Source organism: Streptomyces sp. NPDC127190, assembly GCF_042672505.1.
GTDB lineage: Bacteria > Actinomycetota > Actinomycetes > Streptomycetales > Streptomycetaceae > Streptomyces.
The window spans coordinates 21,498-35,621 of the sequence record NZ_JBHXVE010000015.1 but is presented as its reverse complement, the minus strand read 5'-3'; the positions used below and the strand labels follow the sequence as shown (position 1 = coordinate 35,621).

The following is a 14,124-nucleotide window of genomic DNA, read 5'->3' as shown; positions in this document are numbered from 1 at the left end:
ACCCCTGTACGCCTCGACACCACCCGTTGCCGAAGGTTCATTCGATCACTGACGCGGCTTTCGAGGCAACACGGACCCACATCGTGGGAATCCGGCATATGCGCCGGGCCTGGGCCGAATTAAGAGGTACGGTTCCGGTTTCTCACCGTCGGCACACGGTCCAGCTCGATCCCGAACCGCTCCCGGTACACGGCCAGCACCTCCGTGTCCGTCTCCCACTCCCGTGTCGTGCGCATACCGTCGGCGGCCGTCGTCGTCAGCGTGCGTCCGCCGAGCGTGATCCTCCCCCCGTCCTCGGTGACCCGTGAGCAGACCAGCGAGCGGGTGAAGTGCGACAGCGGCGAGGTGCTGTGCCACCAGGCACCGGCCGCGAAGTCCGCGAGCGCCCGGGGCCGCGTCTCCAGCCGGTACTGCGCCCTGCCGTCGCGTACGACGTCCAGGTCACCGTCCTCCCCCGAGTCACCGCCACCGCGCGTCCCGGCCGTGTCCGCACCGGCCGCCACCACCTGGAACACCCCGCCCGGGTCGGTCTGTTCGCCGCGCTCCCGGTAGGCCAGCGGATAGTGGCTGTGCGCCCCGAACCCGACGTCGGCGAGCCGGTCCTCGCCGTCCGCCGTCCGTACCCGCAGCGCGAGATGGTCGTACGGGATCCCGAGCCGCCCCTCCTCGCCGTACACCCGCGCGGCGAGCAGGTCGACCTCGTAGCCGAGGGCCGTGAGCAACGCGCCGAACGCGCCGTTCAGTTCGTAGCAGAAGCCGCCACGCCGCCTGTCGGTGATCTTCTCCAGCAACCGGTCCTCCGCCAGTTCGATCTCCTCACCGAGGTGAACCGAGAGGTTCTCGAAGGGAACCGTCCGCAGATGGCACAGATGCAGCTCCCGCAGAGCCGCTCCGGTGGGCCGTGGCGGGCGGGAGGCACCGATCCGGTGGAGATAGGCATCGACCTGGCGTGAGTTCATACCCCCAGTCTCAGCCCCGCACCACCCGCACCTCCCCTCCCGCCCCCGACGGACCGCCGACCGCGAGGGCACCGTCCTGGTCGGTGCGGAGCACCCTCGCTCCTGCGGCCCGTAGTGCGGCCACGGTCGAGGGGGCCGGGTGGCCGTAGGGGTTGCCGGTTCCGCAGCTGATGAGGGCCAGGCGGGGGGCGGCCAGCCGGAGGAGCCGCGGATCCTGGTGCGCCGAGCCGTGATGGGCCACTTTCAGGACGTCCACCCCGGCCAGCTCGGCCGCTTCCGGGGAGTTCAGCAGGGCCTCCTGGGCCGGGGGTTCGAGGTCGCCGAGCAGGAGCAGCCGCAGTCCGCCGGTGCGGACGAGCAGCGCCACGCTGGCGTCGTTGGGACCGTCCGGTTCCGGGACGACGCCCGGCCAGGACGGCGGTAACCATGGGCCTGTCGGCGATCCGGTGCCCGGCGGCGGCCACAGGACCCGCCAGGCGAGCGGGCCGGTGCGCCCCTCCTCCCCCGTCGCCGCCCGGGTGACCGGGATGTGCCGGGCGGCCGCCTCCCTGCGGACGAACTCGGCCTCGTCCGCGGGTTCGGCGAGCCCCGTGGTCTCGATGGCGGCGACCGAGCGGCCCCGCAGCACCCCGGGCAGCCCCGTCACATGGTCGGCGTGGAAGTGGGTGAGGACGAGGAGCGGGATGCGGGTGATGCCGAGCCGGCGCAGACAGCGGTCCACGGCCGCGGGATCGGGTCCGGCGTCCACCATCACTCCGGCTCCGTCGCCCGCCGCCAGCACCGTCGCGTCGCCCTGCCCGACGTCGCACATCGCGAACCGCCAGCCGGGCGGCGGCCAGCCCGTGATCACCCGGGTCAGCGGCACCGGCCGGACCACCACCAGCACGAGCACCAGCCCGAGCAGCCCGCACCACCACGGGTGCCGGAGCAGACGCCGCCCGGCCAGCACGACCGCCCCGGAGACCACCGCCAGCAACAGCGCCCCGGCCCAGCTCCCCGGCCAGTCCACCCCGGCGCCCGGAAGCGCCGCTCCGCTGCGCGCCACCCCGGCGATCCAGCCGGCGGGCCAACCCGCGCACCAGGCCAGCGCCTTGGCCACGGGCATCGCCACCGGCGCCAGCCCGAGCGCCGCGAACCCCAGCACCGTGGCCGGTGCCACCGTCATCTCGGCCAGCAGATTGCACGGCACCGCCACCAGGCTCACCCGGGCCGACAGCACCGCCACGACCGGCGCGCACACCAGCTGCGCGGCGGCGGCCGCCGCGAGCGCCTCGGCGAGCCGCGGCGGCACCCGGCGCCGGCGCAGCGCCTCGCACCAGCCCGGCGCCAGGACCAGCAGCGCCCCGGTGGCCAGCACGGAGAGCAGGAAGCCGTAACTCCGGGCCAGCGACGGGTCGTACAGCACCAGCAGCAGGACGGCCGCCGCCAGCGCCGGGACCAGGGATCTGCGGCGACCGGTGGCCAGGGCCAGCAGGGCGACCACCCCGCAGGCGGCGGCCCGCAGCACGCTGGGGTCGGGGCGGCACACGATCACGAACCCCAGCGTGAGTCCCCCGGCGAGCACGGCGGTCGTCCGCAGGGAGAGGCCGAGGCGCGGGGCCAGACCGCGGCGCTCGGCCAGCCGGGCCAGGCCGGGCGGCCCGACGAGCAGGGCGAGCAGGACGGTGAGGTTGCTGCCGGAGACGGCGAGGGTGTGCGCCAGGTCCGTCTCCTCGAAGGCCGCCTCCAGCTCCGGTGTGATCCGCGAGGTGTCCCCGACGACGAGCCCGGGAAGCAGTGCCCGCGCATCCCCCGGCAGGCCGTCCGTGGCCTCCCGCAGCCGGGCCCTGAGACGCCCGGCGAGCCGCTGCGGCCCGCTCGGTCCCGCCACGATCCGTGGCCCCGGCCGGCCGCGCACCCGCAGCACGGCGGCGGTGCGGTCACCGCCCGCCAGAGCCGGCGCCAGCCGCCCGGTGACCCGCAGCCGCGTGGACGGCAGCACCCCCAGCCACTCGGCACGTCCGCGCTGCACGCCCGGTCCGGCCGGACCCGCCGGCCACCCGGAACTCCGCCCGTCCGTTCCCTCCGGCACCTCCCGGCCGCCGCTCCGCGTCGGTGCCGGGACGCCTCCGTCGACGACCAACAGCACCGGACTCCGGGTCCGCGTCCTCCTTCCGTCCCTTTCCTCGACACACAGCACCTCGGCCCGGGCCAGCACCGCGACCGGTGCCGTGTGGTCGCCGCGCACCCGGGGCCTGCTCAGCCAGGGGTCGCCGCTCACCTCGACCTCCGCGGTCACGGTCGCGAACCGCCGGGCCAGCTCCGGCACCGGCCCACGCCGTACGTCCGCCCCGTGCAGCCCGGCGGAGGCGGCAGCGGCGGCGGCGCAGAGCAGCACCGCCGCGGCCGAGGTCCGGGCCCAGGCGAGCCGCCCCCGTGCCCTCGGCGCCGCTTCCGCCCTGTGGCCGTACCGGGCAGCTCCCCTCTGGCCGGGCCGGGCAGCTCCCCTCTGGCCAGGCCGGGCAGCTCCCCCTTGTCCGATGTGCCGCGTCGCCAGCAGCACGGCCCCGCCGATCAGACAGCCGGCCACGATCCCGGCGGTCCAGCCCGCCGGCGCGTCCAGCGTCAGGGCCGCCATCAGCCAGGCTGCGAGTGCGGGCGGCACCAGGCGCAGATCCATGGGGGCCGCCGGATCGCCGTCCACCGGTCCGCGCCGCTCGTCGTCCGCCGGCCTGCGTGGCTCATGGCCGCCGTCCACCGGCCCGCGCCGCCCGCCGGCCACCGGCCCGCGTGGCTCATGTCCGGCGCCCGCGGTGCCCCGCGATGCCCTCCGCCCCTGTCCGGCGCCTGGGGCGCCCCGGGATACCGTCCGCCCCTGTCCGGCGCCCGCAGTGCCCCGCGATGCCCTCCGCCCCTGTCCGGCGCCTGGGGCGCCCCGGGATGCGGCCCGGCCCCGTCCGGCGCCCGCGCTGCCCCGCCCGTCGGTCTCCGGCGGTCCGCCGCTGTGCGTCCGGATCATGGCCGTACCAGATTCCGCAGATCGCCGAAGCGGCGGTCGCCGATGCCGTTGACCTCGCGCAGCTCGTCCACCGAGCGGAAACCGCCGTGCTGGGTGCGGTAGTCGAGGATGTGCCGGGCCAGCACCGGGCCGACGCCGGGCAGGGTGTCGAGTTGGTCCGCCGTGGCCGTGTTGAGGGAGACGGGGGTCGCCGGTCCCGAGCCCGCCGGGCTTGTGGCCGCTCCGCCGGGCGGGCCCGCGGGCACCGGCACCGCGGCGGGTGCCCCGACGGCGACCTGTTCGCCGTCGACCAGGAAGCGGGCCCGGTTGAGCCCTGCGATATCCGTGCCCGGGCGGACACCGCCGGCCGCCCGCAGCGCGTCGGCCACCCGGGAGCCGGCCGGCAGCCGCTGGATGCCCGGCTTGCGGACCTTGCCGCTGACGTCCACGACGATCTGCCCGCCCGGCGTCACCGGGGCGCCGGTGACACCACCGGGCTTCGCCTCGTCGCTCCTCCTCGTGGGCGTCTCGGCGCGCACCACCTGTGGGGCGCTGACGGTCTCGGTCCTCCCCGTCCAGTACTGCTGTGCGGCGAACCCGGCCGCGGCCACCAGCACCACCGCGAGCGCCATGACTCCCCTGCGCTCCACCGCGCACCGTGTCTGCAACCAGACCGGCATCCGCTCCCGCACCGCCGGCCCCAGGCGCTGGCGCAGCCCCACGGCGAGGGGTTGTTCCGGCGCCAACCGGGGCTCTCGGCCGACCTGTTCGGCATCAGCCGGTTCGGCGTCAGCCGTGGGCGCCTTCCCTCTCCGGCCCATCCCCGGCACCGAGCCGGTGGCCGTCGCGGTCGCCGCCGGCTGCGCGGGCGCCTCCGCGTCCGGTGGTGCGTTCCCCGACTCCCGCCAGTGCGCGGCTCGTTCGCCGAAGAGGAGTTCCGCCCGGCGGCGCAGTTCCTCGGCCGGTGCGGGCGGGCGGTGGCGGGAGCGGCGTCGGTCGGTGCCGGGGCGATGTCGGAGACGGAGACCGTCGCCGTGCCGGCCGTCGGAGCCGGGAGCGCGGCCGGGACCGCTGGTCGCACGAGTGCTGCGGGAGCGTGATCGAAGTGCCATGCGACGAGGATGGGTCATCCCGCCGATTCGCGATGATCTTGGTCAATTCCCGGGGAGAACCACCCCGTTGTGGAAAACTCCGCCACCCGCACGAGTGAACCGGAACCCGCGGACACGGGCCGGAACCCGCGGACAGGGGCTGGAACCCCGTGCCCACCGGGGTCAGCGGGGTGAGACCACCGCTCCCAGCAGTCCGGGGCCGGTGTGTGCCCCGATCACCGCACCGACCTCGCTGACATGCAGGTCGGCCAGGCCCGGGACCCGGGCCCGCAGCCGGTCGGCGAGGGCGGCGGCGCGGTCGGGGGCGGCGAGATGGTGGACGGCGATGTCCACCACGGCAGTGCCCGCCCGCTCCGCGGCGATCTCCTCCAGCCGGGCGATCGCCCTGGAGGCCGTGCGGACCTTTTCGAGCAGGTCGATGCGGCCACCGTCCAGCTGGAGCAGGGGTTTCACGGCGAGCGCGGAGCCGAGCAGGGCCTGGGCGGTTCCGATGCGGCCGCCGCGGCGCAGATAGTCGAGCGTGTCGACGTAGAAGTAGGCGGAGGTGCCCGCGGCCCGTTTCTCGGCGGCCGTGACGGCCTCGTCCACCGTGCCGCCGGACTCCGCCACCTCGGCCGCGGCGAGCGCGCAGAAGCCGAGGGCCATCGCGACCATCCCGGTGTCCACGACCCGCACGGGCACCGGCGCCTCCCGGGCCGCGATGACCGCCGCGTCGTAGGTGCCGGACAGTTCGGCGGACAGGTGCAGGGAGACGATGCCGCCCGCGCCGGACTCGGCGACCCTGCGGTAGGTCTCCGCGAACACCTCGGGGCCGGGGCGGGAGGTGGTGACCGGGCGCCGCTTCTGAAGCGCCTGGGCCAGCGAACGGGTCGAGATCTCGGTGCCCTCTTCGAGCGCCCGGTCGCCGAGGACCACGGTCAGGGGTACCGCGGTGATGCCATGGTGCTCCATCGTCCGGGGCGGCAGGTAGGCCGTTGAATCGGTGACGATCGCGACATGGCGGGACATGAGCTGGAGGTTACCTGGCGTGGCGGGCACGCGGCAGCCCGGCCCCTTTCGTGTGCCTTTGCAGTGGGCCGCTCATGCGGTGCTCTCCGGGCGGGGCTGCTTCTTCTGCCAGGGGTAGGTGGGCCGCGGCGTCGGCGGGGTGACCTCGGGCGCCTCGCGCCGTGGCGTGGAGGTCTGCGCGGGCTCGGCCGGCGCCCAGTGGCGCAGGGCGTCCGCTTCGATGCCGATCTGGCTGCTGAGCGCGTCGAGGTCGTCCTCGGCGAACCGGCGGGCCCGGTCCCGGACCGCCCAGCGCAGCGAGTCCGCGGACGTGGTGATGCGCTCGGTGCGGACGCGCAGGTCGGGCAGGCGGGCGGCGAGCGTGGCCCGGTCCGGCTCGGACTCCAGGCGCTTGAGATCGGCGTCCAGCACCTGTCCGTGTCCGCTGAGCCGCTCGAAGAGGCCCACGGACTCCTTCAGCGACTCGTCCTCGGCCACGCCCGCCGCCAGCGCGTCCTGGGTGGCGCGCATCGAGGTGCGCAGGGCGAGCCGCAGCTGGGCGATCTCGGCGGCCGGTCCGATCTGGGCGAAGGACTTGGCGCGCAGGGTGTGGTCCTCGACCGTGCGGCGGGCCTGCGCGATGGTGCGGTCCACTCCGCGTTTGGCCGCGCCCACCGCCTTGACCGTGGCGTACGTGCCCAGACCCACGAAGAGCAGGAAGAGCAGGGCCAACACGGCGAACACTGCTTCCATGACGCTCCTCCTCCGACCGGTACGGCTGGCACGACGCAAGCCGCTGCGCTCTCCACGGTAAACGCAGCGGGCAGGCCCGGAGTTCCAGAAGAACCCCGAACCTGCCCGTAGGGGACTACCCCGAGTCGGCCGGCACCCCGGCCGTCACGCCGGGCCGGAGCGAGCGGAAGCCCTCCGTCCCACTCCGGAGGACCCGAGCCGCCGCGGGCCCTGCGCTACGCCGGAACGATGTTCACCAGCTTCGGCGCGCGCACGATCACCTTGCGGATGCCCGCGCCGGCCAGTGCCGCGACGACCTTCTCGTCGGCCAGCGCCACCTTCTCCAGCTCCTCCTCGGAGATGGCCGGCGGCACCTCCAGCCGCGCCTTGACCTTGCCCTTGATCTGCACCACACAGGTCACGGTCTCGTCCACGACGTACGCCGGGTCGGCGACCGGGAAGTCCTGGTGGACGACCGAGTCGGTGTGGCCCAGCCTGCGCCACAGCTCCTCGGCGATGTGCGGGGCCAGCGGGGCGACCATCAGCACCAGCGGCTCGGCGACCGCGCGCGGCACGGCCGTACCCGCCTTGGTCAGGTGGTTGTTCAGCTCGGTGATCTTCGCGATGGCGGTGTTGAAGCGCAGGCCCTCCAGGTCCTGGCGGACGCCGTCGATCGCCTTGTGCAGGGCGCGCAGCGTGTCCTCGTCGGGCGCCGCGTCCACCACCGTCACCTCGCCGGTGTTCTCGTCGACGATGTTGCGCCACAGCCGCTGGAGCAGCCGGAACTGGCCGACCACCGCGCGGGTGTCCCACGGGCGGGAGACGTCCAGCGGGCCCATGGCCATCTCGTACAGGCGCAGGGTGTCCGCGCCGTACTCGGCGCAGATCTCGTCCGGCGTCACCGCGTTCTTCAGGGACTTGCCCATCTTGCCCAGCAGCCGGCTGACCTGCTCGCCCTGGTGGTAGTAGGCGCCGTCCCGCTCCTCGACCTCGGCGGCGGGCACCGCGATGCCCCGGCTGTCGCGGTAGACGTAGGCCTGGATCATGCCCTGGTTGAACAGCTTGTGGAACGGCTCCGCGGAGGAGACGTGCCCCAGGTCGAAGAGGACCTTGGACCAGAAGCGCGCGTACAGCAGGTGCAGCACGGCGTGCTCGGCGCCGCCGACGTACAGGTCGACACCGCCGTGCGGCCGGCCCTCGCGCGGGCCCATCCAGTACTGCTCGATCTCGGGGTCGACCAGCTGTCCGGCGTTGTGCGGGTCCAGGTAGCGGAACTCGTACCAGCAGGAGCCGGCCCAGTTGGGCATGGTGTTGGTCTCGCGGCGGTACTTCTTCGGGCCGTCGCCCAGGTCCAGGGTGACGTTGACCCAGTCCTCGTTGCGCGACAGCGGCGTCTCGGGCTGGGTGTCCGCGTCGTCCGGGTCGAAGGTGCGCGGGCTGTAGTCCTCGACCTCGGGCAGCTCCAGCGGCAGCATCGACTCGGGCAGCGCGTGGGCGACGCCGTCCTCGTCGTAGACGATCGGGAAGGGCTCGCCCCAGTAGCGCTGGCGGCTGAACAGCCAGTCGCGCAGGCGGAAGTTGACGGTGCCCTCGCCGATGCCCTTGCCCTGGAGCCACTCGGTGATGCGGGCCTTGGCCTCGACGACGCCCAGGCCGTCCAGGGACACCTCGTCGCTCGCCGAGTTGACGATCTTCGCGTCGTAGGAGGCGAAGGCGTCGTCCCAGGTGGACGGGTCGGTGGAGCGGCCGTCGCTCGGCTCGACCACACAGCGGATCGGCAGCTCGAAGGCGCGCGCGAAGGCGAAGTCACGCGTGTCGTGCGCCGGGACGGCCATGATCGCGCCGGTGCCGTAGCCCATCAGGACGTAGTCGGCGATGAAGACGGGGACCTGCTCGCCGTTGACCGGGTTGGTCGCGTACGCGCCGGTGAAGACGCCGGTCTTGTCCTTGGCCTCGGCCTGGCGCTCGACGTCGGACTTGGCGGCGGCCTGCGCGCGGTAGGCGGCGACGGCCTCGGCCGGGGTGGCGTGACCGCCGGTCCACACCGGGTGGGTGCCCTCGGGCCAGGCCTCCGGGGTGAACTTCTCGACCAGCGGGTGCTCGGGCGCCAGCACCATGTAGGTGGCGCCGAACAGGGTGTCCTGGCGGGTGGTGAAGACCGTGATGTGCTCGCCGTCGATCGGGAAGTCGATCCGGGCGCCCTCGCTGCGGCCGATCCAGTTGCGCTGCTGGAGCTTGATGGCCTCGGGCCAGTCCAGCTCCTCCAGGTCCTCCAGCAGCCGGTCGGCGTAGGCCGTGATGCGCATGTTCCACTGGCGCAGCTTGGACTTGAAGACCGGGTAGTTGCCGCGCTCGGAGCGGCCGTCGGCGGTGACCTCCTCGTTGGCCAGCACGGTGCCCAGGCCGGGGCACCAGTTGACCGGCGCGTCGGAGGCGTAGGCCAGCCGGTACTCGCCCAGGACGTCGGAGCGCTCGGCGGCGGTCAGCTCGCCCCACGCGCGCGTGGTGCCCGGGATCGCGCGCTCACCGGACTCGAACTGGGCGACCAGCTCGGAGATCGGGCGGGCCTTCTTCGCCTCCGTGTCGTACCAGGAGTTGAAGATCTGGAGGAAGATCCACTGGGTCCACTTGTAGTAGTCCGGGTCGATCGTGGCGAAGGACCGGCGCTTGTCGTGGCCCAGGCCCAGCCGGCGCAGCTGGGCCTTCATGTTCTCGATGTTGGCCTCGGTGGAGACCCGCGGGTGCGTGCCGGTCTGCACGGCGTACTGCTCGGCGGGCAGGCCGAAGGCGTCGAAGCCCAGGGTGTGCAGGACGTTGTGGCCGGTCATGCGCTGGAAGCGGGCGAAGACGTCGGTGGCGATGTAGCCCAGCGGGTGGCCGACGTGCAGGCCGGCGCCGGAGGGGTACGGGAACATGTCCATGATGAACTTCTTGGGCCGGGCGGCCAGCTCCGGGTCGCCCGCCAGATCACCCTTGGGGTTCGGCGCAGCGTAGGTGCCGTCGGCGTCCCAGAAGTCCTGCCAGCGTGCCTCGACCTCGGCTGCCAGGGCGGCCGTGTAGCGGTGCGGCGCGGCCACCTCGGCGGTGCCGGCGGGGTTCGTCTCGCTCATGATCCTCAAAGCTCCATCGATCGTCTCTGCCTGCGGCTGCGACATCCAAGAAACGAAAAAACCCCTCGCACAGGAGGGGACGCCGCGCCGATGCCGACCTCACGGGTTCGACCGGGGGTCGGTACTGATCAGCGCGGCCCGCTAAGCAGAAGGCGTACGGCACGCATGGCGCTAGGGTACCGCAGCCCTTGAGCAAGCCGCGACGCGCTTCCGTATCCCTTGTGGACATGCCATACATCCACGCCGACCCCATCAGATTGTCCGTTGATAACAGCGCAATAACCGAAACCCCGTACTGATCGGTATGGCGCCACCTAGAGTTCGGCAGCGGGACCGCTTTCCCGAAACTGCTCGGAGTTGCCCCCATGAACCCTCGTCGTAGTACCAGCTCCCTCCCCAAACCGGGCCGCTCGGCCTATGGGGTGGCAACGGCTGTCGTCCTGCTGCTGATACCTGTGAGCGTGCTGGTCGGAGGCAGCCAGTTCCGCGATTTCCTCAACTTCGGCGCGGGCGTGATGTGCCTGGTCTCGCTGAGCTGCTCGGTGATCTGGGGCCTGTTCGCACAGGACCGGATCTTCCTCAACACCCGGCAGCGGATCATCGGCCAGGCCGTGCACCGCACGACCGCGGTCGCCTCGATCGCCTTCCTCCTGCTGCACATCACCATCAAGCTCGCCCTCGACCACACGCAGCTGATCGGCGCGATCATCCCGTTCTCCCTGGGCGTCACCGGGATCGGCGGCCTGATCGGACTGGGCTCGCTGGCCGGCCTGCTGATGATCTTCGTGGGCGTCACCGGCGCCCTGCGCAGCAACTTCGCCACCCCCGCCCCGGTCGCCGCCCGCTGGCGGGCGATGCACATGCTGGCCTACCCGGCCTGGTGCGCGGCGCTGGTGCACGGCCTGTACGCGGGCCGCCCGGTCAAGAGCCCGCTCTTCACCTACCTGTACGCGCTGTCCCTGATCGTGGTCATGGCCGCCCTCGCGCTGCGCGCCGCCCCGCGCCCGTTCAAGCGCAAGGTCACCAACCGGCTGGTGGCGCTGTTCGGCAGCGCGGAACCGCCCGGCATCGAGGAGCTGGAGGCGAGCCGGTCGCGGGCGGCCGAGCAGTCGCCCGCGGGCTTCCCGCGCCGCGGCGAGCCGGGACTGTCCGACGCCGCCACGGCGGCCTCCCCCCTCTACCAGACCCCCGTCTCCCCGGCCCCCGGGTCCGCCCCCGGCTTCGCGGCGGCCTACCGCGCGGTGTCCGTCCCCGGCGGCCGCTCCGAGCAGCCCTTCGGGGCTCCCCAGTCCTTCGCGGCCGACCGGACCGCCCGCATGGATCTGCCGCCGGAGCCGGCCGCGCCCTCCGGCGCAGCCGGCAGCTGGCCGGTCCCGTCCCCGCCGCCGGTCGGGGAGGCCCCGCCGTCCGCGTACGACCCGCTCCAGGACACCGGATACACCATCCCCGCCTATGGCAATCCGGGCGCCGCCGGATACGGCGGACGTGATGTGTACGACACCGGTGAGACAAACGGCCGCTACGGCACGTACAACGCGGGCAGCACGTACGACAGCGGTCCCGCCACCGAAACACTCTCCGGCACGTCCTTCGACGCGCCGGGTTCGGGCGAACCTTGGAACACGCCTTCCGGAGGCTTCCAGTGAACGAGGCCCTGCCCGATGTCCCCGAAGTCCGCGTCGTCGGACTTCCCCAGCTCACATCGGGTTTCGACCTTGTGGAACGGCTCGACCTGCCCATGCACCTGAAGGTGCACGGGCCGCTCGACCCGCTGGGCGGCGAACAGCTCGCCCAGCTCGCCGAACGCATCAACCTCAGGGGCCGCGGCGGCGCGGGCTTCCCCTTCCACAAGAAGCTGCGCTCGGTCGCCGAGTCGGCGATCAAGCGCGGGGTACGGCCGGTCGTGGTCGTCAACGGCAGCGAGGACGAGCCGGCCTGCCGCAAGGACACGGTGCTGATCAACCGCGCCCCGCACCTGATCCTGGACGGCGCGCTGCTGTGCGCCGAGGCGCTGGGCGCGCGCACCCTCGTCATCGGCGTCACCCGGGAGTCCACCCAGCGCTCCATGGAGGCCGCGCTCGCCGAACGGGGTCTGAACAACAGCCGCCGATCGGCGCTGCGCGCATGGGTGCAGCGCAATCCGGTCCGGATGGTCACCGGTGCCGCCGCCTCGCTGATCCGCTCGATCGACGGCGGCCCGGCGATCCCGCCCGGCCGCAAGATCAGCGCCTCGCAGAGCGGCGTGGGCGGCGCACCCACCCTGCTGTCCAACGCGGAGACGTTCGCCCAGCTGGCCATCGCCGCCCGCATCGGCCCGGAGCGCTACGGCAACACCGGCCTGTACGACGAACCGGGCACCGTGATGCTGACGGTCTCCGGCGCGGTCGCCCGCCCGATGGTGATCGAGGTCCCCACGGGGGTGCCGTTGCGCTACGTGCTCCAGCTGGCGGGCGCCCCGCCGGTGCCGCAGGGGGTGCTGACCGGCGGCTACCACGGCAAGTGGATCGACGCGGCCACCGTCGACGAGGCGATCGTCTCCCGCAACTCGCTGGACCAGGTGGGCGGTTCACTGGGGGCGGGCGCGATCCTGCCGATCAGCCAGGAGACCTGTCCGCTGGGCGAGTCGCTGCGGGTGGCGCAGTGGCTGGCCGAGGAGAGCGCCGGCCAGTGCGGCCCCTGCTACCTCGGACTGCCCGCCGCCGCGCGCGGCATGGAGGACATCCTGAACGGCGGCGGACCGGCCGCCCTGGAGGCGCTCAAGCAGGTCGCGAAGAACGTCAAGCGGCGCGGCGCCTGTTCGCACCCGGACGGCTCGGCGATGTTCCTGGAGTCGACCATCAAGGCGTTCACCGACGACCTGGCCGCCCATGTCCTCGGCAACGGCTGCGGACGGCCCGTGGAGGGCGTTCTGCCGCTCTTCGAGGGGGGCAGGGCCCCCACGGGCATCCCGGGCGGCGGAGAGCCCCAGGAGACCGGCGCCAGCCGCCAGAAGATCTACGTCGACTGGACGCTGTGCCGGGGCCACGGTCTGTGCGCCGACATCCTGCCCGAGGTGTTCGAACTCGGCGCCGACGGCTTCCCGACGGTCGCCCAGGCCCAGGTGCCGCGCTACGCGGAGGCGAAGGCACTGCGCGCGGTGCGCCGCTGTCCGGCACTGGCCCTGCGCATCGAGGAGGACACGCGCGGGCAGGCGCCGGCGCGCAATCTGCCGGTGCTCTCGCAGGGCCGTGGCCGGCGCGCGCTCGGCCGCTGAGCGACGAACGGCGGGTCACCCGGATCGGGTGGCCCGCCGCCGTCATACACCTGCGCCTGACGATTCCCCAACACGCCGAAGGCGGACCATCCATCGGATGGTCCGCCTTCGATTTCTGTGGAGCTAAGGAGAATTGAACTCCTGACCTCCTGCATGCCATGCAGGCGCTCTACCAACTGAGCTATAGCCCCTTGTTTAGTTTGTCCGCCCGGTTTCCCTCTCGGTTCCCCCGGCGACGTCGTAAACATTACAGGCCCTGCGGCGCAGCGCCAAATCCGTTCCTTCCGCGCCCCCGTTCGACGACCAATGTCCGGTTTGTCAGGCTGCGCAGGGCAGACCGTGCAGGTCAGGCCGTGACGAACGAGTAGAACCTCTTGAGCGTGCAGTGCTCCTCGAGGAGGCGGCCGTAGATCGGCTCGCCCTCCAGCTCCCGGTACGTCTCGATGGGGTCGCCTTTTATGATCAGCGCCCGCGCGCATTCCTCGCACCAGTACTGGTAGTCGGGGTTGATCGGCTCCATGTCCCGCACGATGGGCGTGCCGCTGCCGCACCAGTCGCACTTCCGCCTGTGTGCACCCATCGATCAGCTCCAGGAAGGGCGGCCGAGCCGGGTGGCCGTGTTCCGTATCAACGCTGCACCGAGGAGGTCGCCGCCCTCCTCGAGGATGCTCGCAGGCATCGCCACTCCCTCCCGTCGGGCCGCGCCCCCTTCCGGCCGTTTGATTCTGCCACGGCCGGGCCAATACGGTCAGCGACGCCTCAGTACCGGTCCGGACACGGCGCCCGCCGCGAGCGCCGCCGCGGAGGTATACGGGCACGGGACCCGGGCGACTCAATCAGGCGCGGACAGCGGACAGGCCGGACAGCAGAAGATCCCGCCCCCTGAGGGACGGGATCTTCTTCACTGTGGAGCTAAGGAGAATTGAACTCCTGACCTCCTGCATGCCATGCAGGCGCTCTACCAACTGAGCTATAGCCCCTTACGTTCTTCCCG

9 protein-coding genes and 2 tRNA genes are annotated in these 14,124 nt (G+C 72.9%); 2 read left to right on the top strand and 9 right to left on the bottom strand.

All coding sequences use genetic code 11. The features are described from left to right. Positions 1–119 precede the first annotated feature (119 nt). From ACFVIU_RS22780 to leuS, 6 genes are all read right to left on the bottom strand, one after another. On the bottom strand, positions 120–959 hold the full coding sequence (locus ACFVIU_RS22780; RefSeq protein WP_385844617.1) for an arylamine N-acetyltransferase: 840 nt from the start codon (positions 957–959) through the stop codon (positions 120–122). Positions 960–969: 10 nt separating this feature from the next. Then, positions 970–3,618 carry a ComEC/Rec2 family competence protein gene (locus ACFVIU_RS22775; protein WP_385844809.1) on the bottom strand — a complete coding sequence of 883 codons (2,649 nt, stop codon included), beginning with the start codon at positions 3,616–3,618 and terminating at the stop codon, positions 970–972. 335 nt (positions 3,619–3,953) lie between these two features. Further along, the gene (locus ACFVIU_RS22770) at positions 3,954–5,048 is read right to left on the bottom strand and encodes a helix-hairpin-helix domain-containing protein (protein WP_385844616.1); all 1,095 of its coding nucleotides are present in this window, start codon (positions 5,046–5,048) and stop codon (positions 3,954–3,956) included. A 162-nt stretch (positions 5,049–5,210) separates the two neighbouring features. Continuing rightward, positions 5,211–6,056 carry a DegV family protein gene (locus ACFVIU_RS22765; protein WP_385844614.1) on the bottom strand — a complete coding sequence of 282 codons (846 nt, stop codon included), beginning with the start codon at positions 6,054–6,056 and terminating at the stop codon, positions 5,211–5,213. Between the two features lie 72 nt (positions 6,057–6,128). Further along, entirely contained in the window at positions 6,129–6,788 is a 660-nt protein-coding gene (locus ACFVIU_RS22760) for a hypothetical protein (protein ID WP_385844613.1), read from the bottom strand. A gap of 215 nt (positions 6,789–7,003) precedes the next feature. Beyond that, positions 7,004–9,877, bottom strand: a complete 2,874-nt coding sequence (leuS, locus tag ACFVIU_RS22755) for a leucine--tRNA ligase (protein WP_385844611.1) — start codon at positions 9,875–9,877, stop codon at positions 7,004–7,006. A gap of 365 nt (positions 9,878–10,242) precedes the next feature. On the opposite strand from leuS, the gene ACFVIU_RS22750 reads away from it, so the two are divergent. Together ACFVIU_RS22750 and ACFVIU_RS22745 are read left to right on the top strand one after the other, a co-directional pair. After that, positions 10,243–11,523 carry a cytochrome b/b6 domain-containing protein gene (locus ACFVIU_RS22750; protein WP_385844610.1) on the top strand — a complete coding sequence of 427 codons (1,281 nt, stop codon included), beginning with the start codon at positions 10,243–10,245 and terminating at the stop codon, positions 11,521–11,523. Next, positions 11,520–13,130: an NADH-ubiquinone oxidoreductase-F iron-sulfur binding region domain-containing protein gene (locus tag ACFVIU_RS22745; protein ID WP_385844609.1), complete on the top strand. Its 1,611-nt coding sequence runs from the start codon at positions 11,520–11,522 to the stop codon at positions 13,128–13,130. Before ACFVIU_RS22750 ends, ACFVIU_RS22745 begins: the two co-directional genes overlap by 4 nt. A 118-nt stretch (positions 13,131–13,248) precedes the next feature. On the opposite strand, the gene ACFVIU_RS22740 is transcribed toward ACFVIU_RS22745, so the two are convergent. The 3 genes from ACFVIU_RS22740 to ACFVIU_RS22730 all read right to left on the bottom strand — a co-directional run bounded on the left by ACFVIU_RS22740 (position 13,249) and on the right by ACFVIU_RS22730 (position 14,110). After that, a tRNA-Ala gene (locus ACFVIU_RS22740) sits at positions 13,249–13,321 on the bottom strand. 155 nt (positions 13,322–13,476) lie between these two features. Further along, positions 13,477–13,710 (bottom strand): hypothetical protein, encoded by a 234-nt coding sequence (locus ACFVIU_RS22735; RefSeq protein ID WP_006136074.1) that lies wholly within the window; start codon positions 13,708–13,710, stop codon positions 13,477–13,479. A gap of 327 nt (positions 13,711–14,037) precedes the next feature. Beyond that, positions 14,038–14,110 (bottom strand) — tRNA-Ala (locus ACFVIU_RS22730). Between the last annotated feature and the right edge of the window lie 14 nt (positions 14,111–14,124).